This window comes from Aliidongia dinghuensis (assembly GCF_014643535.1).
GTDB classification, from domain to species: domain Bacteria; phylum Pseudomonadota; class Alphaproteobacteria; order ATCC43930; family CGMCC-115725; genus Aliidongia; species Aliidongia dinghuensis.
The window spans coordinates 1-22665 of record NZ_BMJQ01000029.1 but is presented as its reverse complement, the minus strand read 5'-3'; the positions used below and the strand labels follow the sequence as shown (position 1 = coordinate 22665).

Sequence of the window (22665 nt, the reverse complement as noted above, 5' to 3'; positions counted from 1 at the left end):
GGCGGGTGGTTCAGTGCGGCCTCAGGCCGAGAATGGCACGAGCCTCGCCCGGTGTGGCAGGACGCCGGCCATAGTCTGTGCAGAGTGCCGCCACGCGGGCGACAAGCTCGGCGTTGCTCGCCGCGAGGCGGGTCTGATCATAGCGGATGTTGTCCTCGAGCCCTGTCCGGCAATGGCCGCCGAGCTCGAGCGCCCAATGGTTCACCTCGAGCTGGTGGCGCCCCAATCCCGCCGCGGTCCAGGTCGCCTCGGGCAGGATCTGCTTCAGCTGCGCCACCTCGAACTCGAGGACCTCCCGGCGTGCCGGCAGGGCGTTCTTGACGCCGAGCACGAATTGCACGTGCGGCGGCGAGGCCAGCAGGCCGTCGCGCACGAGATCGGCGGCGTTATAGAGCATCGCTAGGTCGAAGATCTCGCACTCCGCCTTTACCTCATAGTCGAGCATGGTCTGCGCCAGGCCCCGGATGAAATCGGGCGGGTTCTCGTTGACGAAGGTCGGAAAATTGACCGAGCCCGTCGCCAAGGACGCCATGTCCGGCCGCAGATACAGCATCCCGCCGCGTTCGCTCAGCTGGCGGCCGCGGGCGCCCGTCGAGAATTGCACGATCATTCCAGGGCAATGCTTCTCGATCCCCGCCTGGACCGCGGCGAAGCGCTCGGGATCGGACGACGAGTTCTCACCGTCATCGCGCACGTGGATATGGGCGAGCACGGCGCCGGCCTCGAAGGCTTCGTGCGTCGATTCGATCTGCTCGGCGACCGTGACGGGCACGGCCGGCGTGTCCTTCTTCCGCGGCACGGAGCCGGTGATGGCGACCGTGATGATGCAAGGCTGCATAGGCTTTCCTCTCAATGAGCAACGTGGCTTCGATGGCGCTCAGCCGTTCGGCTTGCCGAACCCACCGCCGCCGGCCGTCTCGATCAGGACCGTGTCGCCCTGGCGCAGGACATATTGCCCGGACGGCTCGGTCGGCTTGCCGTTGATCTCGAACCGGGCCGCGGCCCCCGGCTCGCCGCCGGCCAACCCCCCGGCTGGCCGCCGGACGCGATTGACCATGAACGAGGCGATTGCCGGGCTCTCGCCGTACATCTCGAAGGCGAAGCTGATGCCGTCGCCGCCGTTCCGGGCGCCGCGTCCACCGGAGCCGCGACGGATGCGCCGGTGCTTGACCTCGATCGGCGCCTGGGATTCCAGCACCTCGATTGGCGTGTTTGAGAGGTTGCTCGGAAAGCTGATCGCCGACGTGCCGTCCTGCATGAGCCCGGCGCCTTGCCCCGCGCCGATGAAGGCGTTGATCGCGTAGCGGACGTTGCCGCGCAAGCTCGCGAGCTGGACATTGTTCGATGGCGATCCTGGTGAAGCCTGCACGCGATCCGGCAGGACCGGCGCCAGCGCACCGAAGATCGCCGGCGGCAGCAGATGGCCGATCATGCCGCGCGCGCCGCAGGGGGCGGGCTTGGTCGGATTGAGGATCGAGCCTTCCGGTGCCGTGACCGCGATTGCGGCGAAGCTGCCCTCGTTGTTCGGGATCCAGGGCGCGAACAGCGCCTTCAACGCATAGGCGCTGTAGGCGAAAGTGTAGTTGGCGACCGTGTTGATCGCGAGGCTGACCTGGTCGCTCGAGCCCGTATAGTCGACTGCGATCCGGTCGCCCGCGACCGTGACGCTGCAAGCGATGCGGATGATGCCGCCGGGCATCTCGGCCGGGCCGTCGTTCTCGATCACGTAGCGATAAGTTCCGTCCGGCACCGCGGCGATCGCCTCCTGCATCGCCTTGCCGGTGCGCGTGATGACCTCGTCGGCGAAGCCGTCAAAATCGATCCCCGTCTCGTCGATCAGTACGTTGAGGCGGTCGGCGAGCGTGGTGCAGCAGGCGATCTGCGCCCAGATGTCGCCCATTGTTTCGTCCGGCACGCGTACGTTCGCCCGGATGATCTGGATCAGGAGTTCCTGCGGCTTGCCACCATCGAGGATGCGCATCGGCGGGATCTGCAGCCCCTCCTCGAATAGCTCGCGATTGGCGGCATTGCGCAGACGGCCGCCGACATCGGGCAGGTGGCTCACCACGCCGGCGAAGCCGATCACGATCCCATCGCGGAAGATCGGGATGGCAAGGCTCGCATCGTTCAAGTGCCCGGTGCCGATCCAGGGGTCGTTGGTGATGAAGGCGTCGCCCTCGCGCATGTTCTGGGTGCCGAAGGTCTCGATGAAATGCCGGATCGTCACCGGCATGGTCGAGATGAACGACGGGATGCTTTGCGAGGATTGGGCGACGTTTCGGCCTTTGCGATCGGTCAGCACGACCGCGTAGTCGTTGGCCTCGCGAACCAAGGTCGAGAAGGAGGTGCGCACGAAGGTCGCGGCCGCCTCGTCGACGGCGCTCACCAGCCGCGTCCAAAGGATTTCCAGCGTCACGGGATCGATGGCGCTCATGCTGCGTACTCCAGGTCGACTTGGATTGTGCCGCTGGCGAGCACGCTGATCCTGGCGGGATGTCCGACGACGAGCGTCGATTCCGGTTCGACGATGATGGCGGGGCCGGCAAGAACGGTGCCCGGCGGCACTCGGTAGCGGTTGAAGACCGGCACGGTCGCGTATCGCTTCTCGCCCGGCAGATAGATCCGGCGCTGGCCTGCGGGTTCCCGGGAAAGCTCGGTCGACGCATCGGTGGCGAACGCATAGTGCCGCTGCTGGCGCGGCGACTGTCCAGCGATGCGCCAGGTGACGATCTCCGGCACGCCGTCTGGCACCGTCCGGCCGTAGAGGCGCCTGTATTCCGCCTCGAAGCTCGCAAGCAGCCGCTCGGTCGAAAGGTCCGTGCCGGCCGCGGCGGCGAAATCGACCTCGATGCTGGCACCCTGGCCTAGGTAGCGCATCTCGGCTGCCGTCCGCCACAGGATCTCGTCCGGGGCAACCTGGGCGCGGGCGAGGTCGGTCGCGATGGCGCCGCGCGCTGCGGTGATCCGCCGATCGAGATCCTGTTGGTCGAAGCCGTGGACTGGTTCGAGCCGCGACCAGGAGCGGTCCGAGCGCGCGGGCGCGGCGAGGAAGCCCAGACAGGAACCGACTCCCGAGGCGATCGGGCAGAGGACGCGCGGAATGCGCAGCCGGCGCGCCACGTCGACGGCATGGACCGGACCGGCACCACCGGTCGAGACGAAGGTGAAGCTGCGCGCATCGTGGCCATGCTCGGCGATATGGGTGCGCGCCGCCGCCGCCATGTTCTCATTGACGATGTCATGGATGCCCCAGGCGGTCTCCTCGGCAGTGAGACCTAACTCGGCGCCGAGCGCGGCCAACGCGTCCAGTGCCTTGGAGTTGCTAAGTTTCATCGTGCCGCCGAGGAAATTGTCGGCGTCGAGATAGCCCAGCACCAGGTCGGCGTCGGTCACCGTCGGTTGGGTTCCGCCCAGGTCATAACAGGCGGGCCCGGGTTCCGAGCCGGAGCTGTCGGGGCCGACCTGCAGCAAGCCAAGCGCGCTGCGGCGGGCGATGCTGCCGCCACCGGCACCGATCTCGATAAGGTCGATGCTGGGCGACACGGCGGGCAACCCGCTGCCGCGCTTGAACCGGCGCACCCGCGCGAACTCGAAGACATGGGTGATTGCCGGCGTGCCGCCGATCGAGACGCAGGATTTGGCCGTGGTGCCGCCCATGTCGAAGGCAAGGACGCGGTCGATGCCTTCGGCCTGGCCGCAATTGATGGCGCTCAGCACGCCGCCCGCCGGCCCTGATTCGAGCAGCCGGATCGGGAAGCGGGCGGCGATCTCCGCCTCGGTGAAGCCGCCGTGCGACACCATGATGTCGAGCCGCCCGGCGATATCGAGGCCGGCCAAGCGCCGGCTGAGGACGCGCATGTAGTGCTCGACGACCGGCTGGACATAGGCGTTGGCGACGACGGTCGACATGCGCTCGTACTCGCCGACCTCGCTCGCGACCTCGGAGGAGAGCGAATAGCTGCGGCCCGGTGAGACGCGGCGCAGCACCTCGGCGGCGGCGCGTTCGTGCTGGTCGTTGACGCAGGCGTGCAGGAAGCAGATCGCGACCGCCGAGACATCTTCCTGCGCCAGCCGATCAGCCAATTGGCCGAGCTCGGCCTCGCTCAAGGGCCGGCGGATCTCGCCCGCGGGCCCGATGCGCTCCGCCACGGGAAAGCGGGCCTCGGGCGGCACCAGCGGCTCGGGGAAGGTGGCGGCCAAATCATAGGTGTCGTACCGCATCTCGCGGCGGATATCCAACACGTCCTCGGCGCCATGCGTCACGACCAGCGCGGTCCTGGCACCCTTGCGCTCGAGCAGCGTGTTGGTGATGAGCGTCGTGCCGTGGACGACCCGGTCGACGGTGCTGGCCGCACCCGTCGGCCCGGCCGGCAACTGATCGAGTAGCATCTCGACGACGCGGGCGATGCCGTCACCTGGATCCGCTGGCGTGGTCAGAGACTTGGCGACCCAGATCGTGTCCGTCGCATCGTTGAGCAAGACACCGTCGGTGAAGGTTCCCCCGACGTCTACGGCGATCTGGTAAGCCAAGAATGCCTCCTTGAATTAGTTGTTGCGCGGGGCCTTGCCCAGTAGCCGGGCCGCCTGGCGCAGGTGGTTCGTCAGGTCTGGGGTGAGCGGGATGCCGTCGCGCCCGCGGCAGACGGCCGTGGCTGCGGCGCGGGTGCCCGGCAGCCGTGGGGGATCGCCGGCAGCAGCGGGCTCGCTTCTCTCGATGCGCTCGCCCAGCCGGGCGACCGTCTCTTCCGCCACCTCGAGGCCCGAGAAGAAGCGTGGGTCAAAGGCGACGAAGAAATGGCTCGTCCCGGCAGGCGTGGCCGGGGAATCATACGGATTGGCGACTTCGAACCCTGATTTCCCCGCCGAGAGCGTGGTACTGAGCAATTCGACCATCAGCGTCAGGGCATAGCCTTTGGCGCCGCCCAGTGGTTGCATGGTGCCGGCCAGGGCTGCTTCACCATCGCTGGTCGGAACGCCCGTCTTATCGAGCGCCCAATCCAGTGGTATTGGCTGCTTCTTCAAGGCCGCCTGTCGCAGCTTGCTGCGTGATGCAGCACTTGTTGCCATGTCAATGACGACCGGTTCCGCGCCTGCGCGCGGGAAGGCGGCCGACAGCGGGTTCGTGCCGAGCATCGCCTCGCGTCCGCCCCAGGGCGCCATCGTCGGGGCCGCGTTCGAGCAGGCGAGCATGACAAGGCCCTGGCGCGCCGCCCGGTCAACCAGAGGGGCCGCCGCGCCGAAATGGTTGCTGTTGCGCACGGCGCAGGCGCCCACACCGTACTCGCGTGCCCTGCGGCAGGCCTCATCGGTTGCCGCGAGGCCGACCAGCACGCCGAGCGCGTTCCGTCCGTCCAGCACCGTTACGGCGGGGCCGGAGGCGACGACGGCTGGTACTGCTCCGGCGTCGATTCCGCCGGCGAGCAGTCGCCGGACATAGACCGGCAGATGGGCCACGCCATGGCTATCGATGCCGCGATGCTGGCATTCGGCGAGGATATCGGCCGCCGCCGCCGCCGCCTTCGCCGGCATGCCGGTCGCTGCCAGCAGGTCTGCTGTGATCGCGGCCAGCTCGGCGACCATTATGGCGGCCTGCCCCTCGAGAGCTTCGATCCGCTCGGCGATCCCGGTCATCGCTCGCTCTTGTACACCGGGGTGAGCCAATCGGCTGGCACGTCGATGGCGCCAGTCACGGCCGCGAAATAGGCTTCCTGCAGCAACTTGGTGACGGGGCCCGGACTGCCCGAGCCAATCGTGATCCCGTCGATGTCGACGACTGGCACCAACTCGGCGGCTGAGCCCACCATGAACACCTCGTCTGCAGCATAGAGCTCGGTGCGATCGACCATGCGCTCGGCGACCGCGATGCCGCGCGCGCGGGCGAGCCTCAGGGCCGTGTCACGGGTGATGCTCTCCAGGATACCGCTCGCCAGGTCCGGTGTGATCAGCTCGCCGCGACGGACCAGGAAGATGCAAGTACCAGGCCCCTCGGCGACCTTGCCGAGGGTATTGAGGATGATGGCTTCGTCATAGCCGTCCTGGATCGCCTGGTAGCGGGCTAGGCGGCCGTTGACGTAGTTGCCGCCGCACTTGATACGCGGCGGCATGACATTGTCGGCCATGCGCATCCAGGAGCTGACCTGGCAGCGGATGCCCTTGTCGGTCCGGGCGGCGCGCGGCTTCTCGATCGCCGAGATGGAGTAGCTCACGGGCCCCTTGACCTGCTGCTCGCCCTTGCCATCGAGATAGGCCGTGGTCCGGATATGGGCCGCCGCCTTCACCCGGTTGCGGCGGAGCAGCTCGATGGTCACGCGGTTGATCTCCGCGCCGTCGAAATCATGGGCGAAGCGCAGCAGCTTCATCGACTGCAGCAGCCGGTCGGTATGATCCTGCAGCCGGAACACGAAGAGGTCTTCCCTTTCATCGCTCCAATAGGCCCGGAGTCCTTCGAAGACCGAGAGGCCGTATTTGACCGCCGGCGACATGACGTGGGTCGTCGCCTCTTCGTAGGGGATGATGCTCCCGTTCAGGACGATGAATTCCGGCGCGCTCATGCACATTCCCTTCCGTCTTGGCTGCGCCCGCGGCGCGCTCTGTCGTGGATCCGCTTCACGCCGGCTCCGCGAGCCTGAAGCGGGCGAGGGCGGTCTCACCCTCGTATTGGATGGCAAGCGTCACCCGGCTGCCGATGCAGAGCTTCCGGCCTGCCTCGCTGCCGATCACGTTGGTCAGGAGGCGCGGCCCCTCGTCGAGCGCCACGCAGGTGACGTCGTACGGCACACGGTCCTTGAAGGCGTCGCTGTAGGCCGTGTGATAGACGACCCAGCTGACAACCGTCGCCCAGCCGGCCGATGCCTGCCAGGTCGGCCGGGGCGCGAGACAGGAAGGACAGGCCTCCCGTGCCGGCAGCCAGTTATGACCGCAGCCCTCGCAATGCTGGAACATGAGGCGACCGTCCTTAAGGCCGCTCCAGTAGGGCTCGTTCAGCGGGGTGATGTCGGGCTCGGGGAAGCTCATGCCGCCCGCCCGAGGATGAGAGTGGAATGGGTGTGCATCGTGCCGCCCTGGTTGCTGACGATGCAGGCGCCGGAGCCGCCCACCGGCAGGTTCGCGTCGCCGCGCATCTGTCGGACTCCCTCGATCACGAGCTGCAGGCCTGGCGTGCCGGTTTCCGAGAGCAGGCCGCCGCTCGTGTTGAGCGGCAGGCCGCCGTCGAGGCCGATACCGCCTTCGGCCGCGAACCGTGCCGCCTGGCCGCGCTTGCAGAAGCCGTAGTCCTCGAGCGTGATGAGCGGCGTTACGGTAAAGCAGTCGTAGAGCTGGGCAACCGCGATGTCGCGGTGCTCGAGGCCGGCCATGCGCAGCGCCATCTCGGCCGAGGCACCAGCGACGGTGCGGGTCAGGTCCTCGCGCAGATGGACTTCCCAGGATTCTTGCGCCTGCCCGAAGCCTAGTACCGGCACGGCCTGAGCGATGCCCAGTTCCCTGGCGCGGCGGGCCGACATGACGATGACGGCTGCAGCACCGTCCGACAGCAGACAGCAATCGTCGCGCCGCAGCGGCTCGACGACGAAGGGCGAGGCCATGTACTCGTCGAGCGTGATCGGCTTCTGCAGGTGGGCGTGGGGATTGCGCGCGCCATGGCTGCGGCAGGTGACGGCCACGGCGCCGAAGCCCTCGTCACCGAGCGCGTATTGCTGCTTGTAGCGCTGATGCAGCAGCGCGTAGCCGGCCGCGGTCGAGTACCAGCCGTAGACGGCATCGTCGCCGCGCGGCCGGGCATAGACCTTGCGGCTGCCGGTGCGCGGCGTGTCGCCGTAGCAGACGATGGCGATGTCGAGCATGCCGGCTTCGATCGCGAGTGCTGCGTAGCTGATGAGGGCGATGTTCGCCGCGCCGCCCTGGTCGAGCGCGCAACCGATCTTGGGCTTCATTCCAAGCGCCTCGGCGACCTTCTGACCGTAGAGGATGGAAGGCTCAGCATTGGCCATCTTGACCAGCACACCATCGACCATGTCCTTGGCGACGCCGGCGTCCGCCAGCGCGTTGCGGCAGGCCTCGACGATCAGCGACACGCGATCGCGATCGGGATGCTTGCCATAGGCAGTGTGGCCAACGCCCGCGATGACGGTTCGACCACGCATCAGATCACCCCCTCCTCGCCGAGCGCGGTCAGGCTGTCCGCGGGTATGCCGAGCAGTCGGCCATAGACGGCGTCGTTGTCGGCGCCATAGGCGGGGCTGACCTGATAGTCGGGTTGCGGCCCATCGCTATAGTTGATCGGGCTGCGGCAGACGGTGATCCGGCCGTATTGCGGGTGGTCGACCTCGAGCAGCATGCCGCGTTCGTGCATGTGCGGATCGGCGAGGACCTCGGGCAGGTCGCGCACCGGGGCGGAAGGCACGCGGAAGGCGACGAGCCGGTCGAACAGCTCGGTACGCGACAGGGACGAAGTCCAGTCGGCAATGATCGCGTCGATCGCCGCCATATGGTGAACCCGGTCGCGCATGGTTACGGTGCGCGGGTCGTCCTTCAAGTCGGGGCGCGCCATGGCGTCGACCAGGTTCAGCCAATGCTTATCGTTGTTGCAGATGATCGCGACGAAGCCGTCGCTGGCCGGATAGACGTTGTACGGGCAGAGCGAGAGGCCGCCGTGCCGGTTGCCGGTGCGCAGCGGAATGTCATCTCGCTCGCCGTAGGTCATGCCGATGCTGGACGCGAGTGAGGGATAGACTGCCTCCAGCATCGCGACCTCGATCCGGCTGCCGAGGCCGGTCCGTTCGCGCCGCAGGAGCGCCGTGGTGATGGCGCCATAGAGATGGACGCCGCCGAAGAAGTCACAGAGGGCGGCGCCGGACTTGACCGGCGGATTCTCAGGGAAGCCCGTGATGCTCATCACGCCGGACATGGCCTGGACGGTCAGGTCCATGGCGGGATAGTCGCGATAGGGACCATGGCTGCCATAGCCGCTGCCCGAGGCATACACGATGCGCGGGTTGACGGCGCGGACGGTGTCGTAGCCGAGTCCCAGGCGGTCCATGACGCCGGGCGCGTAGTTTTCGGCCAGCACGTCGGCCTGGCGCACCAGCTCCAGCAGCATTTCGCGGCCGCGCGGGGCCTTGAGGTTGAGCGAGATCGAGCGTTTGTTGGCGTTCAGCATAGCGAACGGCACGCCGGCGCCGCTCCTCGCATCGCGCCGGCGCAGGAATTCACCGCCCGGCGGCTCGACCTTGATGACCTCGGCTCCGGCCATCGCCATCAGAAAGGTCGCATAGGGGCCGTTGTAGATTTGCGTCAGGTCAAGCACGCGGATGCCGGCGAGCGGCGGGGCGTTGGGCGGGAGAGCGGCTGGGTCGGACATCGCGGGTCACCGTCCCTTGAACTGCGGCTGGCGCTTTTCGGCGAAAGCGGCCTTCGCAATGGCGGTGTCTTCGGAATGGTGCAGGATGCGGTTGACGAGCTGCTCCATCCGAAGACCGGTTGGCAGATCCATGTCGCGCGAGCGGATCGCCAGTTCCTTGGCGGCCTGGAGCGCCAGTGGCGCGTTGGCCGCAATCCGGCGGGCATAGTCGAGCGCAGCACTCAGCAGGTCCGCGGCTGGCACGAGCTTGTTGACAAGGCCCCAGCGCAGCGCCGTCTCGGCATCGATGCTTTCGCCGGTCAGCAACATCTCCATCGCGATCGCGTAGGGTAGCTGCTGCATGATGCGCTGCGTGCCGCCGTTGGCAGCGATGATGCCGCGCTTGACCTCGGCGACCGAGAAGACAGCGCCCTCGACCGCAACGCGGATGTCGGTCGCCAGCAGCAGGGTCATGCCGCCGCCGACGCAAGCGCCGTTGACCGCGGCGATGACTGGCTTCCAGATTTCGAGGCCGCGATTGAGCAATTGGCCCTTCTGAGTCAGCCACAATTCGGCGAGCTCGACGTCCCGGCCGACGAATGACTTGATGTCGGCGCCGGCGCAGAAGGACTTGTCGCCGGCGCCGGTGATGACGGCCACCCGGATCGCGTCATCGTCCCGGACGCGCTGCCAGGCCTCGGAAAGTGCGGCGTAGTGCTCGGCATCGAGCGCGTTGCGCCTTTCCGGGCGGTTGATGGTGATGACGGCGATGCCGTCCTCGAGCGTGAAATCGATGGCCATGGCGATTGCCTTACCGGCTGCCGAGGAGATGGCGGGCGACGACCATGCGCTGGACCTCGGACGGGCCTTCGCCGATGCGCTTGATGCGCAGCTCCCGGTACCAGCGCTCGATCGGCAGTTCCTTGGCGACGCCGAGCGCCCCGAACATCTGGACGCAGCGGTCAATGACGCGCCCGGCTGTCTCGGTCGCGGTCACCTTGGCGATCGAGGCTTCGAGCTTGATGTCGTGGCCGAGATCCGCCCGCCAGGCCGCCTGGTAGGTCAGGAGCCGGGCGGCCCTGAGCTCCATCTCGGAATCGGCGATCATCCATTGGATCGCCTGCTTCTCCGACAGCGTCGATTTGAACACCTGGCGCTGCTTCACCCAGTCGATCGCGAGCCTGAGTGCCTCCTGGGCGACGCCGATGACGCCTGCGGCATAGGGCACCCGGGCGTGGACCAGCCACTTCTGGCAGACCGCGAAGCCCTCGCCCTCCCCGCCCAGCCGGTTTTCGGCCGGGACCTCGACCTCCTCGAAATGCACCTCGAACGGGGCATAAGAGCGGATGACCGGGATCTCGCGCACGCTGATGCCCGGCGTGTCACGATCGACGATGAAGCAGCTGATGCCGCCGCGGTCGTTCGCCTCGCCGGTGCGGGCGAACACCAGACCCCAGTCGGCCTTACCGGCGGCAGTGATCCACATCTTCGTGCCGTTGATGACGTATCGGTCACCGATACGCTGGGCCCGTGTCCGGATTGAGCGTGCCGGGTCGGCACCGCCGCTCGCCTCGGAGATGGCGACGAAGCATTTCTTGCCTTTCTCGATGCCGGCGACGCCGTAGCGACTGATCTGGTCGGCATTGCCGAGCCAGATGACGCTCGGCGGGTCGATGCCGAAGGCGCCGCAGGCTGGGACATAGGCGCCCATCCGGCACTTGGCCGCCTCCTCGGCGACAATCACCTGCGCCAGCAGCCCTGCGCCGCCGCCGCCATAGGCCTGCGGCGAGGCCAGGCACCAGAGGCCCAGTTCTTTGGCTTTCGACTGCAGGACGGCGAGATCTTCGGCCGGCAGTTCGTAGCAATCGTGCGGTTGTCGGTCCTCGATCGGCTTCACCTCCGCCCGCATGAACCGGGCGACCGTCTCCTGCAGAAGCGAAAGCTCCTCCGGCAGTTCCCAGGCGCCGGTCGGCAGCGATGGCATGTCGGATGTCATGGGAACTCCCTTTTTGCGGATCTCGGCGCTGCGGCGAAGCTTTGTGCGCTCGTTGTCGGTTCGATATTCAATACGACGTATTATTTATTGAGGTGACAGGTCGTGTCAAGCGAGATGGAGGTGGGGGCTGATCGATGGCGTTCTTCCCGAAATTCTGCGGATTTTTAATAGGTTCGGCCTGAGTTCACGGCCAGGCACTGTCGATTCCGAGGGCCGCGATGCGCTTTCGATATGGTCTTATATCGACACGAGTGAGATATTTCGTGTCGAAATGTGAGACGATCAACCGAGCGGAGCAGCAGGATGCGTCACAAGGACAAGGTCGCCGTCGTCACCGGTGCGGCTCAGGGTATCGGATTGGGTTGCGCTCAGCGCCTGCACGACGAGGGTGCGCGGGTCGTTCTGGCCGATATCAACGGGGCCAAGGTCGCGGAGGCCGCGCGGCAACTCGACCCGGATGCGGCGACGGCAATCGGCGTCGCTTGCGACGTTGCTTCCCAGGCCGAGGTCAAGGCGTTGATCGCCAAGGCCGTGGAACGGTTCGGCACGGTCGATATCATGGTCAACAATGCCGCGACGACGGTCGCCGCCGACCCGCTCGATCTTACGGAGGAAGAGTTCGACCGGGTCATGGCGGTGAATTTGAAGGGCACGTTGTTCGGCTGCCAGGAAGCCGGGCGACTCATGGTCGCCAAGGGCGGTGGCGCCATCGTCAACATGTCATCGATGCAGGCCGAGCTCGCGATCCCGACGCGCGTGCCGTACGGCGTCTCCAAAGCCGCGATCAACCAGTTGACCAAAATCTTCGCCCTGTCGCTCGCGACGAAGGGCGTCCGGGTCAATGCCGTGGCGCCCGGCACCATCCTGACCGACTTGACCCGGGGCGGCGTGTTGTCGAACGAGGATTCCTACCGGATGATCCTGTCGCGCACGCCGATGGGGCGCTGCGGCGAGGTCGACGAAATCGGTTCCGTCGTCTCGTTTCTGGCAAGCAGCGATGCGTCGTACGTGACGGGCCAGACGCTTTACGTCGACGGCGGCCGGCTCACGCTCAATTACGTCGTGCCGGTAGACACGCTGCCGGGACGGTAGGCCGATCGCGCGCCGGCTGCCATTTATGTCGCGTGCAGGCGTGTGTGTATCGTATATCAATACGGGACGGTTGACGACGGGCGGTCGAGTGACTTGCCCGTCTCGGCGGTTTCCGCATCGTTTCACCGCTCCAGTAGCAGGCATCTATGAGCACAACCCTTCGCAAGAGTCTTCGAATCCTGGAGTCGCTGGCGCTTTCCGATACGCCGCGCGGCATTTCGGAGCTGTCGCGCGAGATCAAGCTCAACAAGAGCGCCGTGCAGCGCATTTTCCAGACGCTGCTCGAGGAGGGCTATATCGAGAAGACGGCGGATACGAGCCGCTACAAGCCGACGCTCCGGATCTGGGAGCTCGGCTCGCGGGTCATTGCGCAGAACGAAGTGAGGCGGCTCATTCATCCGATTCTGCGCTATGCCGCGAAAAGCTCGGAACTCACGACCTATTTCGCCTGGGCCGACTATCCGGACATCATCTATCTCGACAAGATCGACGGCGAGAAGGGGCGACCGAACTCGTCGGACCCGGGGCAGCGCATTCCGATGCATGCCGCCGCGAGCGGGCGGGCGATCCTGGCCTTCTTCGACGAGGCGCAGATCGAGGGCGTGCTGGCCGACCTGGTGAACGGAGCGGGCGATGGAGCTTCGGCGGTGGAACTGCGCGACGAGCTGAGGCTGACCCGCCAGCGGCTCTTCGCCTGCTCGCAACGTGGAGCTGCCGCTCGGATCAGCAGCATCGCGGCACCCGTCTGGGGCCAAGGGGCGCTGCCGGTCGGCTCGGTCGTGCTGACCAGCGATTCAGTTACCCTGCCGCAGTCCGATTTCGACCGGGTCGGCGCCGTCGCCATCTCCATTGCCGAGCAGGCGACGCGCGTACTGGGTGGAAGCTACCCGGCGACAGCGAGCGACGCGCCGTAGGGCGAAAGGCCGAGGCTCGGCATCGCGGCCGCCTATTAGCGTGGCTTTCCCGTGCCAAATGGAGCTGGTTCGCATCTACGGCGCACAGGCCGTATCGCATATAGATACGGTGAGATGTTATGTGCGCTCATCCGGGCTCGCCAATGCCGGCCGCAAGCGCGGTCGCGTCATGCTTCGAGCAATCCCATGCCTTAATACTCTAGGATTTGCGCGGATTTGCCGCGGCACGCGATGCTTCTCGGGCGCGTTCATCATCGTATTGTAATTTGATCCATCGTATCTTACATTGCTGCGATCGTTCCGATGATCGTTCGGCTTGACGGCTGAGGGGCGCAAATTCGAAAGAGGTGAGGGATATGGGCAAGTTTCTCAAGAATCTGTGCGCCTTCATCATCATGCTGACCTGCGCGGGTGCTGCCCATGCGCAGAGCCAGAGCCCCACCATCGCGAAGATCCAGCAGCGCGGCAAACTGCTGTGCGGCTATCCTTCGGGCGGCTACCTCGGATTTTTCGAAGCCGACGACAAGGGCAACTGGCATGGCATGGATGCCGACATGTGCCGCGCCCTTGCCGTCGCGATTTTCGGCTCGGCCGACAAGGCTGCCTTCGTGCCGCTGAGCTGGCCGCAGCGTACGCCCGCCTTGCAGTCAGGCGATATCGATATCGCCTTCATGGTGAGTACCTGGACGCTGCAGCGGAATACGGAGCTCGGCTTCGATTTCACGCTGCCGTATCTCTTCGCGGGCACGCAGTTCATCGTTAAGAAGGATCTTGGCGTCACCGACGCGTCCCAACTGAACGGGGCCACGATCTGTACGCAATCGGGCACGACGGGGGAGCGTGTGGCGCTCGACTACCTGCGCTCGAAAAACGTCACCTACAAGGTGCTCGGCGCCGAGACGACCGACAAGGCGCGTGAGGATTTTGCCGCCGGCCGCTGCGACGTGCTCGCTGGCTGGGGACCGGGGCTCGCGACCTTCCGCGCGAAGGGGTTGAAGGACCCTGAGTCGACTGTGCTGCTGCCAGACCTGCTAACCAACGAGCTCATTTCCGGGATGGTGCGGCAGGGCGACGAGAAGTTCAAAATCCTGGTGACCTGGGTGACGGCCGCGCTGATCGAGGCCGAGGACCTAGGGGTCACCAGCAGCAACGTCGACGAGATGCGCAAGAGCACGGATCCGCGCATCGGCCACCTGCTCGGGATCCTTCCCGGCATCGGCTCGCGCTTCGGGTTGCGCGAGACCTGGGCGGTGGACGTCATCAAGAGCGTCGGAAACTACGGCGAAATCTACGAACGCAGCCTCGGCGCGAAGTCGCCCTATCAACTGCCACGCGGCTTGAACCGGCTGTGGAACAAAGGGGGGCTGCTCTACGCGCCGCTGTTCGACTAGGCGGTCCGGACCGAAATTGCCTCGAGCGTACCCAGGCGTATCGAACGAGTGGAAGCGGGTGAATGGTCGTCTCTCTTTCCAACACCAATGTCCGACGGTTCATTCTCCAGGCAACGGCTGTCGGGCTGTTCCTGGCGCTCGTAATCGGTACCGCTGTCCAGGTCGCGGACAGCCTGCAGAAGCAGGGCATGGTCTATGGCTGGGCATTCCTCGGCCAACCGACCGGCTGGGATATCTCGGCGGCACCGCTCGCCCACGCTGCGAGCGATCCTTATTGGTGGACGATCCTGCTGGGCCTGCTCAACACGCTGGTGCTGGCACTCGTCTGCATCGTGGTGACCACGATCCTGGGCTTCCTCGTCGGGCTGGGCCGGCTGTCTCGCAACTTCGTGATCTCGTTCGGCTGCCGGCTCTACACCGACATCTTCCGCAACGTGCCGTCCATTCTGCAGATCGTCTTCTGGTACCAGATCATCCTGCACTTGCCGCAGGAGCGGCGAGCCGTCCCGCTGCCGGGAGGTGCATTCATCTCGAATCGCGGAATCTATCTGCCCGGCCTCGAGGCGACCAACGGCAATCTCTGCCTTGCGGTGGGCCTGATACTGATGGCGATGCTCATCGCCGCTTCGCCTCTTGGCCGGCGTTTGGGGCGGGGGCGCGGGACCGTGCTGGCTGCCGCAGCCGGGGCGATCGTGGCCCTGACCCTTTGGTTCGGGGCGCCCGTTACGATCCAACTGCCCCATCTGCATGGCTTCAGCTTCGAGAACGGCTTGCGCGTTCCGGCCGAGTTCGCCGCGGTCCTTATCGGCTTGAGCGTGCTCGGCACGGCTTATGTCGCTGAAATCGTGCGCGGCGGCATTCAATCTATCGGCCGCGGGCCGGTGGAGGCAGGGCGGGCGCTCGGCCTGCACGAATGGATGATCGACTGGAAGATCAGGATTCCGCTCGGGCTTCGGGCAATCGTGCTGCCGCTTGGCAACCAGTATCTCATCACCGTGAAGAACACCTCGCTCGGCGCCGCGATCGGCTATTCGGACCTCTTCGCCATCACGTCCAACAGCATCAACATGAACGGCCATACGTTCGAGATGCTGGGTGTGATGGTCGGGCTCTATCTCGTTGTGAACTATTGCCTGAGCCTCATGATCAACTGGTTCAATGCGCGCGTTGCCCTCAAAGGCGCCCGCAGCATCGGCCGGCAGCCGGCAGGCGGGCGCGCATGATCGGTCCGCTGTCGATTTCGCTTCGTGACAGGCCCCCGATGCAGCGCGGTCCTGCCGGCCTTGGCTTCCTGTCGAGTTGGCTCAACGTCGGCATCAGCATCCTGGCAGCCGCGTTTCTCCTGTGGCTTCTCGTGCTGTTCGGGAAATGGGCGTTCTGGGATAGTGCCTGGAGCGATGCCGGCGCCGACCCGTGCGGTGGAGCGAGCGGCGCGTGCTGGGCGGTCATCGGTGCCCGCTATCGCCTCATCTTGTTCGGTCTCTATCCCTACGAGGAGCAATGGCGCTCGCTCGTGGCCTGCCTGGTCGTCGTGGCCATGGTGGCCGCGAGCTGCGTGCCACGGCTTTGGCGGGCCAAATGGCTGATCGGCATCTGGATCTCAGGGTTTACCGTCTTCATCGTTCTAATGCAGGGTGGCGTCTTCGGCCTCAGCGAAGTCACGACCGAGCGATGGGGCGGACTGTCGCTGACCCTCTTTATCTACACCGCGACGATCATCATCGGCATGCCGCTGTCGGTTCTCCTCGCGATCATGCGATGCTCGGATGACCGCGTGCTCCGCTTCCTCGCCGGTGTCGTCGTCGATTTCATCCGTTCGATTCCGCTGTTGGCCGTCGTGTTCGGTGCCGCGATCTTCGCGCCCTTCGTGCTGCCTGGCTGGCTCAATACCGATAACGTCTATCGCGTCATCCTGGGCTTCGCTCTGTTCTTCGCCGCCTATCAGTCAACGATCCTGCAGGCCGGCATTCAAAGCGTGGGCCTCGGCCAGGGCGAGGCAGCCCGCGCGCTCGGCCTGACACCGTCGCAGGGCTGGTGGCTGGTCATTCTGCCGCAAGCGTTCCGCAAGGCGCTGCCCGCGACGATCAACCAACTGGTCTCGACCTTCAAGGATACGTCGGTGCTGGTCATCGTCGGCTTGTTTGAATTGATGGCCTCGGCCAAGGTCGCGATCCAGACGGGCAAGTGGTCGGACTACTACATCGAAGTTTACGTCTTCGTGGCGCTGATCTATTTCGCGGTTTCTTACTCGCTCACGCGTTACGGCGCCTATCTCGAGGCGCGTATGCGTGTGGGCCAGGACTGAAAATCGTCTTTATCCCGATTGGGGAGAGTGTTGATGAACCAGCCTGCCTTTCGCGCGCCCGACAAGCTGCCTGAGCTCGATGAATGGGAGACGCGCGTGCATCTGGCCGCCTGCTATCGGCTCATCGCGCATTTCGGCATGGACGATCTCGTCTACACCCACGTCTCAGCACGCGTGCCCGGCCGACACGACCATTTCTTCATCAACCCCTATGGCCTGCATTTCTCCGAGGTTACGGCGTCGAGCCTGGTCAAGATCGACCTCGAGGGCAAGATCGTCGAGCCGACCGAATACGCCGTCAACGAGGCGGGCTTCGTCATTCACGGCGCGATCCATCGGGTGCGCGAGGATGCCGTTTGCGTCTGCCATACCCATACCCACGCCGGTGTTGCCGTATCGACGCTACGCGAGGGGCTGCTGCCTCTGAACCAGGTTTCGCTCGAATTCTACAATCGGCTGGCCTATCACGACTATGAAGGCATTGCGCTCGACCTCGCCGAGCGCGAGCGGCTGGTGGCCGATCTCGGCCCGCACCGCGCGCTGATCCTGCGCAATCACGGTCTGCTGACGACCGGCCGCACGATCGCCGAAGCGTTCTATCTGATGTACTACCTCGATCAGGCCTGCCAGCTGCAGCTCAAGACTATGGCGACTGGCGGCGAGATTCTCTGCGTCGCCCCCGAAATCGCGGAGCATACGGCGGAGCAATACCAGCGGTACGATCGGCCTCGCGGCACGATGGAATGGCCGGCGCTGCTCCGCCTCATGGATCGCAAAGACGCGAGCTACAAAAGTTGACCGGAGCACGTCCGGCACCGGTCGCGGGCTATATCGACTGCCACTCGACGAACGCCCGGCTACTGGCGTCGGGGCTCGACGCCATCGTGCCGGAGCTCGTGATTTACGAGGGCGACCCGGACGGTGACGAGCTCATCCGGCGGCTGCGCTCGGTCGCGATCGCACTCGTCAGCCGCGCGAAGATCGCCGCACCCGTGCTCGAGGCTTGCCCGGGTCTCAAGGCCATCGTGTTCCTCGGCACCGGGGCCTCCGACTATATCGATCTCGCCGCCGCCGAGCGATGCGGCATCGAGGTGCTGACCGTGCGCCACTATGGCGACCGGTCCATTGCCGAGCATGCTTTCGCGCTGGCGCTCGCGGCCTGTCGCGAGGTCGCGCCGATGGACCGGGCACTCAGGGCCGGCGCGTGGACCACGATGGAGGGGCTCGAGCTCGCGAGCCTGACGCTCGGCATCGTCGGCACCGGCGGTGTCGGGTCGGAACTGGTGAAGATGGCGGCTGGTTTCGGCATGGGCGTCGTCGCCTGGAACCGGTCGGGCCCGGTGCCCGGGCTGCCGTGCCGGTTCCTGCCGCTGGAAGACGTGCTGACCCACGCCGACGTGCTGTCGCTCCATCTGGCCCTGACCCCAGAGACGCGGCATTTCCTTGGACCTGACCGGCTTGGCCTGATGAGGCCCGGCGCGATCCTGGTCAATACCGCTCGCGGCGCACTCGTGGACGAAGCGGCCTTGATCGAGGCGCTTGAGGCCGGCCGGCTCAGGCATGCGGCTCTCGATGTCTTCGACCAGGAGCCGTTGCCGTCGTCGCATCCGCTCCGTGGGCTTGCCAACGTCACGCTGACGGCGCATGCGGCGTTCAAGACGACGAGCGCCAGCCGACGCCTGTTCGAAGGCGGGCTGCGTCTCGTCGCCGAGACGCTCGCCCGGACCTGAGGCTCAGGCCCGAAAGCCGCGCTCGGCGTAGGGCTTGTTCTCCTGGACGCGCTTGTAGGTGAAGGCCGTGAGATCGATGGCCGAGAAGCGCCCGTCGAGGATCAGCTCAGCCAAGCCCCGCCCGACCGCCGGCGCGTGCTGCAGCCCATGGCCGGAATCGCCTGTAGCGATCAGGAAGTTCTCGAGCTCCCCGGTCCAGGGGCCGATGATCATGTTGCCGTCGAAAATGTTCTGGGCATAGTGGCCGGCCCAGCCGTTCTTCACCTTGAGCGCTTCGAACGCCGGTACGCGGGTCGCGAGCTTCGGCCAGATCACGTTGTCGAAATGCTCGTAATGCACGTCCCAGCAGAATTCGCCGGCGGCCGCGTGATTGGTGATGCCGCTGGTGTAGCCGACGCCTTCGGGGCGGAAGCCCAGCCCGACGCCGTCGCGGGTCAGGGGCAATGGCTCGAGCTTGGCCTGGGTCTCGAAATAGAACTGCATGCGCGGCAGCGGCACGACCGGAACCTTCATGCCGACCATGGCGCAGACCGACGGTGCCCAGGCGCCGCAAGTGTTGACGACCCAGTCGGCAGTCAGGGTTCGGCCGCCCGTCGTCGTGACGCTCTCGACGCGTGCGCCCCGGCGCTCGATCGCAGCGACCTCGTCCTCGATATAGGTGGCGCCCAGGGACTTGGCCTTGCGCCGCAAGCCCATCAGGGCGCCATAGGGATCGATCCAGCCGTCGTTCGGGCTGTGGGCAGCGCAGAGGATGTCGTCGGTATGGAGCGACGGAAAGCGCTCCGACACACCCTTGGCGTCGAGCAGCAGCACCTCACAGCCCATGCCGAGCTGGAACCGGTAGTTCTCCTCCATCTCCCGCGCCTGCTCCGGGGTGTTGGCGGCGAACAGGTAGCCTTGATGAACGAAATGCAGCGCCTCGATGGTGTCGTCAACCTGTGTCAGCCTGCCGAAATCTCCATAGAACTCATGCCCATACATGGACATGAGAACGTTTTCCGGCTGTGAGAACAGCACCCGGATGCCGGCGACCGATAGGCTGGACGACGACTGCTTATAGCTCGCGTCCTTCTCGATCACGCAGATCCGCAGGTTAGGCTCGCGGGTCAGCAGATGGAACGCCGTGCTGCCGCCCCAGAGCGCTCCGCCGATGATGATGACGTCATAATGCTCGCGTTCCATGGGGCCTCCACTCGGTCGATTCCATCATCGTATAATTCGATACAGCGATTTGCAATTCGATATAAGGTCGCGAAAATTATTATCGCAATTGAGGGGCGGATGAGTTTCGCCCCGCGCTTTGCCCGAGAATGGGCTGCGGCATTGACTTATGGTGTCGGCGAAAATAATGATACGTCGTATCAAAAATAATCAAAGCGGCTGCGCCTGGCGCGTGTTCCCTGAGGTGAATTTGTATCGGAAGCCATTGAACCATGCTGACCTCCGAGCTTTCGCGCGTCGCCGCCTCCCGCGCGGCCTGTTCGAATATATCGATCGGGGCACTGAGGACGAGGTGGCGCTCGATGTGAATCGGGCTGCCTGGGATGCGCTCAAGCTGCTGCCGTCGGTGCTGGTCGACGTCTCGACGGTCTCGATCCGCACGGAGCTGTTCGGCCGCGCTCTGGCGATGCCCGCCATTGTCGCGCCGACCGCGATGGCGGGGCTGGTCTGGCTCGACGGCGAGGTCGCCGTGGCGAGGGCCGCAGCGCAGATGGGCATTCCATTCTGCGTCTCGACCCAATCCGTGACGCCGATCGAACGGATCGTGGCGGAGGCCGGGGGCGACATCTGGTTTCAGCTCTACGTCTGGAAAGACCGGGCGCTCTCCTATGGCCTTGTCGACCGCGCACAGGCTTCGGGGGCTCGGGTGCTGGTGGTGACCGTCGACTGTCCGGTGTCGTCCAACCGGGAATATAACGAGCGCAACGGCTTCGGCCTGCCGCTTCGGCCGAGCGTCCGGGCCGGTTTCGACGTGCTCACCCATCCGCGCTGGCTCACCGGCGTACTGCTCAAGATGCTGCTGCGGAACGGTCTGCCGAGCTTCGCGCACTATCCGCCGGAGTTCCGGACGGAGGTCACGCGTACGCCGGCGTCGGATCGGGTCGATGTGGCGGCGGATCTCGGTTGGGACGATATCGCCGAGCTGCGGCGGCGGTGGCGGGGACCGGTCGTGCTCAAAGGCATCCAGCGGCTGGAGGACGCCGAGCGGGCGGCGGCGCTCGGGCTCGACGGCATCGTCGTCTCGAACCACGGCGGCCGGGTGCTCGACAGCTCGCGTGGCACCGCCGACGCCCTGCCCGAGATCGCGGATGCGGTCGGTGGCCGGCTCACCGTCATGGTCGACAGCGGCATCCGGCGCGGTTCGGATGTCGTCAAGGCGCTGGCGCTCGGTGCCAAGGCCGTGCTCGTCGGCCGTCCGGTGCTCTATGGTGCCGCCATTGCCGGCGCCGATGGGGCCCGCCGCTATCTCGACATCCTGCGCGCCGAGACCGAACGCAGCCTGGCGCTCGCGGGGCGCACGAGCCTGATCGACCTGTCGCGCGAGCTCGTCTGGCGCGAATGACCAGATCGCAACCGCCTTCACCCAGGAGATTTGCCCGATGAAAGTTCTCGTCGCCGTCAAGCGGGTGGTCGACTTCAACGTCAAGGTCCGGGTGAAGGCGGACCAGACGGGGGTCGAGACCGCCAACGTCAAGTTCTCGATGAATCCGTTCGACGAGATCGCCGTCGAAGAGGCGGTGCGCCTCAAGGAAGGGGGCCAAGCGACCGAGGTGGTCGCGGTCTCGATGGGCCCGGCCCAGGCGCAGGAGACGATCCGCACCGCGCTCGCCATGGGCGCCGACCGCGGCATCCATGTCCAGAGTGATGCGGAGCTACAGCCGCTGGCGGTCGCGAAGCTCTTGAAGGCGATCGTCGACAAGGAGAGCCCGACCTTGGTCATCGTCGGCAAGCAGGCGATCGACGACGACAGCAACCAGACCGGCCAGATGCTGGCGGCCTTGCTCGGCTGGGCCCAGGGCACGTTCGCGTCCAGGGTCGATCTGAAGGACGGCACGGTCGCGGTCACCCGCGAGGTCGACGGCGGCCTCGAGACCGTGGACCTGAAGCTGCCGGCGCTGGTCACGACCGACCTGCGCCTCAATGAACCGCGCTATGCCTCGCTGCCGAACATCATGAAGGCGAAGAAGAAGCCGATCGACGCGCTGACGCCCGAGGCACTCGGCGTCGACGTGGCGCCGCGCCTCACGACGCTCAAGGTCGAGGAGCCGCCGAAGCGCCAGGGCGGCAAGAAGGTGGGTTCGGTCGCCGAGCTCGTGGACAAGCTGAAGAACGAGGCGAGGGTCATCTGATGGCAATTCTGGTCATTGCCGAGCACGCGAACTCGGAACTGAAGCCCGCGACCCTCAACACGGTTGCTGCCGCGGCCAAGATTGGCGGCGAGATCCACGTGCTGGTCGCCGGCTCGAACGCCAGGCCCGCGGCCGACGCTGCCGCCCAGATCGCCGGTGTCGCGAAGGTGCTGCTGGCCGAGGCACCGATCTACGAGCATCGCCTGGCCGAGGACTTGGCCGCCCTCGTCGTCAAGCTCGCGCCCGGCTACAGCCATGTGCTGGCGCCGGCGACCACGTCGGGCAAGAACTTCATGCCGCGCGTGGCGGCGCTCCTCGACGTGGCGCAGCTCTCGGACATCTCGGCCGTCGTCTCGCCCGACACGTTCGTCCGGCCGATCTATGCCGGCAATGCGCTGGCGACCGTGCAGTCGAAGGACGCCATCAAGATCATCACCGTGCGCACCACCGGCTTCCCGGCGGCGATTGCCTCCGGCGGCAGTGCCGCGGTCGAGCCGATCGAGGCCGCGCCCACGACCGGGCTCTCGCGCTTCGTCGGCCAGGAGCTCTC

At 65.9% G+C, this 22665-nt stretch carries 20 protein-coding genes and 1 pseudogene; 10 read left to right on the top strand and 11 right to left on the bottom strand.

Annotated elements, in window-relative coordinates; genetic code table 11:
• Positions 1-10: 10 nt before the first annotated feature.
• The 10 genes from IEY58_RS32370 to IEY58_RS32325 are packed head-to-tail and all read right to left on the bottom strand — an operon-like array spanning position 11 to position 11333.
• Positions 11-838: a BKACE family enzyme gene (locus tag IEY58_RS32370; protein ID WP_189052328.1), complete on the bottom strand. Its 828-nt coding sequence runs from the start codon at positions 836-838 to the stop codon at positions 11-13.
• A 39-nt stretch (positions 839-877) separates the two neighbouring features.
• On the bottom strand, positions 878-2434 hold the full coding sequence (locus IEY58_RS32365) for a hydantoinase B/oxoprolinase family protein (protein WP_189052327.1): 1557 nt from the start codon (positions 2432-2434) through the stop codon (positions 878-880).
• Positions 2431-4530 carry a hydantoinase/oxoprolinase family protein gene (locus IEY58_RS32360; protein ID WP_189052326.1) on the bottom strand — a complete coding sequence of 700 codons (2100 nt, stop codon included), beginning with the start codon at positions 4528-4530 and terminating at the stop codon, positions 2431-2433. The genes IEY58_RS32365 and IEY58_RS32360 overlap by 4 nt, the downstream gene beginning before the upstream one ends.
• 15 nt (positions 4531-4545) lie before the next feature.
• Positions 4546-5631 (bottom strand): Ldh family oxidoreductase, encoded by a 1086-nt coding sequence (locus IEY58_RS32355; RefSeq protein WP_189052325.1) that lies wholly within the window; start codon positions 5629-5631, stop codon positions 4546-4548.
• Entirely contained in the window at positions 5628-6551 is a 924-nt protein-coding gene (locus tag IEY58_RS32350; RefSeq protein WP_229744132.1) for a branched-chain amino acid transaminase, read from the bottom strand. Before IEY58_RS32350 ends, IEY58_RS32355 begins: the two co-directional genes overlap by 4 nt.
• A 55-nt stretch (positions 6552-6606) precedes the next feature.
• Positions 6607-7014 carry a Zn-ribbon domain-containing OB-fold protein gene (locus tag IEY58_RS32345; protein WP_189052323.1) on the bottom strand — a complete coding sequence of 136 codons (408 nt, stop codon included), beginning with the start codon at positions 7012-7014 and terminating at the stop codon, positions 6607-6609.
• A complete protein-coding gene (locus IEY58_RS32340; protein WP_189052322.1) occupies positions 7011-8141 on the bottom strand; it encodes a thiolase family protein in 1131 nt (376 codons plus the stop codon). The genes IEY58_RS32345 and IEY58_RS32340 overlap by 4 nt, the downstream gene beginning before the upstream one ends.
• Entirely contained in the window at positions 8141-9358 is a 1218-nt protein-coding gene (locus tag IEY58_RS32335) for a CaiB/BaiF CoA transferase family protein (protein WP_189052321.1), read from the bottom strand. Before IEY58_RS32335 ends, IEY58_RS32340 begins: the two co-directional genes overlap by 1 nt.
• A gap of 6 nt (positions 9359-9364) precedes the next feature.
• The gene (locus IEY58_RS32330) at positions 9365-10138 is read right to left on the bottom strand and encodes an enoyl-CoA hydratase/isomerase family protein (protein ID WP_189052320.1); all 774 of its coding nucleotides are present in this window, start codon (positions 10136-10138) and stop codon (positions 9365-9367) included.
• A 10-nt stretch (positions 10139-10148) separates the two neighbouring features.
• Complete coding sequence (locus IEY58_RS32325; RefSeq protein WP_189052319.1) at positions 10149-11333, bottom strand: acyl-CoA dehydrogenase family protein; 1185 nt, start codon at positions 11331-11333, stop codon at positions 10149-10151.
• A gap of 303 nt (positions 11334-11636) precedes the next feature.
• Here IEY58_RS32325 and IEY58_RS32320 point away from each other — a divergent pair, with 303 nt between their 5' ends.
• From IEY58_RS32320 to IEY58_RS32290, 7 genes are all read left to right on the top strand, one after another.
• The gene (locus IEY58_RS32320; protein WP_189052318.1) at positions 11637-12425 is read left to right on the top strand and encodes an SDR family NAD(P)-dependent oxidoreductase; all 789 of its coding nucleotides are present in this window, start codon (positions 11637-11639) and stop codon (positions 12423-12425) included.
• 146 nt (positions 12426-12571) lie between these two features.
• On the top strand, positions 12572-13339 hold the full coding sequence (locus tag IEY58_RS32315; RefSeq protein ID WP_189052317.1) for an IclR family transcriptional regulator: 768 nt from the start codon (positions 12572-12574) through the stop codon (positions 13337-13339).
• A gap of 356 nt (positions 13340-13695) precedes the next feature.
• Positions 13696-14730 (top strand): transporter substrate-binding domain-containing protein, encoded by a 1035-nt coding sequence (locus tag IEY58_RS32310; protein ID WP_189052316.1) that lies wholly within the window; start codon positions 13696-13698, stop codon positions 14728-14730.
• A gap of 62 nt (positions 14731-14792) precedes the next feature.
• A complete protein-coding gene (locus IEY58_RS32305) occupies positions 14793-15953 on the top strand; it encodes an ABC transporter permease subunit (RefSeq protein WP_189052315.1) in 1161 nt (386 codons plus the stop codon).
• 38 nt (positions 15954-15991) lie between these two features.
• A complete protein-coding gene (locus tag IEY58_RS32300) occupies positions 15992-17035 on the top strand; it encodes an amino acid ABC transporter permease (protein ID WP_189052314.1) in 1044 nt (347 codons plus the stop codon).
• Positions 17036-17068: 33 nt separating this feature from the next.
• A complete protein-coding gene (locus IEY58_RS32295) occupies positions 17069-17833 on the top strand; it encodes a class II aldolase/adducin family protein (protein WP_189052313.1) in 765 nt (254 codons plus the stop codon).
• Positions 17830-18765: a 2-hydroxyacid dehydrogenase gene (locus IEY58_RS32290; protein WP_189052312.1), complete on the top strand. Its 936-nt coding sequence runs from the start codon at positions 17830-17832 to the stop codon at positions 18763-18765. Before IEY58_RS32295 ends, IEY58_RS32290 begins: the two co-directional genes overlap by 4 nt.
• 3 nt (positions 18766-18768) lie before the next feature.
• Here the strand turns inward: IEY58_RS32290 and IEY58_RS32285 are convergent, their stop codons facing one another.
• Positions 18769-19947 (bottom strand): NAD(P)/FAD-dependent oxidoreductase, encoded by a 1179-nt coding sequence (locus IEY58_RS32285; RefSeq protein WP_189052311.1) that lies wholly within the window; start codon positions 19945-19947, stop codon positions 18769-18771.
• 244 nt (positions 19948-20191) lie between these two features.
• Here IEY58_RS32285 and IEY58_RS32280 point away from each other — a divergent pair, with 244 nt between their 5' ends.
• The 3 genes and pseudogenes from IEY58_RS32280 to IEY58_RS32270 form a co-directional block, all read left to right on the top strand.
• Positions 20192-21328: an alpha-hydroxy acid oxidase gene (locus IEY58_RS32280; RefSeq protein WP_229744131.1), complete on the top strand. Its 1137-nt coding sequence runs from the start codon at positions 20192-20194 to the stop codon at positions 21326-21328.
• A gap of 37 nt (positions 21329-21365) precedes the next feature.
• Positions 21366-22115, top strand: a complete 750-nt coding sequence (locus IEY58_RS32275) for an electron transfer flavoprotein subunit beta/FixA family protein (protein WP_189052309.1) — start codon at positions 21366-21368, stop codon at positions 22113-22115.
• A pseudogene (locus IEY58_RS32270) lies at positions 22115-22665 on the top strand (electron transfer flavoprotein subunit alpha/FixB family protein); the annotation flags it as partial. The gene IEY58_RS32275 and the pseudogene IEY58_RS32270, both read left to right, overlap by 1 nt.

Excerpts from the sequence above, each read along its gene's own strand:
- IEY58_RS32340 (WP_189052322.1), bottom strand. The coding sequence starts at position 8,141 with ATGCGTGGTCGAACCGTCATCGCGGGCGTTGGCCACACTGCCTATGGC.
- IEY58_RS32350 (WP_229744132.1), bottom strand. The coding sequence starts at position 6,551 with ATGAGCGCGCCGGAATTCATCGTCCTGAACGGGAGCATCATCCCCTAC.
- IEY58_RS32365 (WP_189052327.1), bottom strand. The coding sequence starts at position 2,434 with ATGAGCGCCATCGATCCCGTGACGCTGGAAATCCTTTGGACGCGGCTG.
- IEY58_RS32355 (WP_189052325.1), bottom strand. The coding sequence starts at position 5,631 with ATGACCGGGATCGCCGAGCGGATCGAAGCTCTCGAGGGGCAGGCCGCC.
- IEY58_RS32315 (WP_189052317.1), top strand. The coding sequence starts at position 12,572 with ATGAGCACAACCCTTCGCAAGAGTCTTCGAATCCTGGAGTCGCTGGCG.
- IEY58_RS32275 (WP_189052309.1), top strand. The coding sequence starts at position 21,366 with ATGAAAGTTCTCGTCGCCGTCAAGCGGGTGGTCGACTTCAACGTCAAG.
- IEY58_RS32325 (WP_189052319.1), bottom strand. The coding sequence starts at position 11,333 with ATGACATCCGACATGCCATCGCTGCCGACCGGCGCCTGGGAACTGCCG.
- IEY58_RS32345 (WP_189052323.1), bottom strand. The coding sequence starts at position 7,014 with ATGAGCTTCCCCGAGCCCGACATCACCCCGCTGAACGAGCCCTACTGG.
- IEY58_RS32300 (WP_189052314.1), top strand. The coding sequence starts at position 15,992 with ATGCAGCGCGGTCCTGCCGGCCTTGGCTTCCTGTCGAGTTGGCTCAAC.
- IEY58_RS32295 (WP_189052313.1), top strand. The coding sequence starts at position 17,069 with ATGAACCAGCCTGCCTTTCGCGCGCCCGACAAGCTGCCTGAGCTCGAT.
- IEY58_RS32305 (WP_189052315.1), top strand. The coding sequence starts at position 14,793 with ATGGTCGTCTCTCTTTCCAACACCAATGTCCGACGGTTCATTCTCCAG.
- IEY58_RS32320 (WP_189052318.1), top strand. The coding sequence starts at position 11,637 with ATGCGTCACAAGGACAAGGTCGCCGTCGTCACCGGTGCGGCTCAGGGT.
- IEY58_RS32370 (WP_189052328.1), bottom strand. The coding sequence starts at position 838 with ATGCAGCCTTGCATCATCACGGTCGCCATCACCGGCTCCGTGCCGCGG.
- IEY58_RS32335 (WP_189052321.1), bottom strand. The coding sequence starts at position 9,358 with ATGTCCGACCCAGCCGCTCTCCCGCCCAACGCCCCGCCGCTCGCCGGC.
- IEY58_RS32330 (WP_189052320.1), bottom strand. The coding sequence starts at position 10,138 with ATGGCCATCGATTTCACGCTCGAGGACGGCATCGCCGTCATCACCATC.
- IEY58_RS32310 (WP_189052316.1), top strand. The coding sequence starts at position 13,696 with ATGGGCAAGTTTCTCAAGAATCTGTGCGCCTTCATCATCATGCTGACC.
- IEY58_RS32285 (WP_189052311.1), bottom strand. The coding sequence starts at position 19,947 with ATGGAACGCGAGCATTATGACGTCATCATCATCGGCGGAGCGCTCTGG.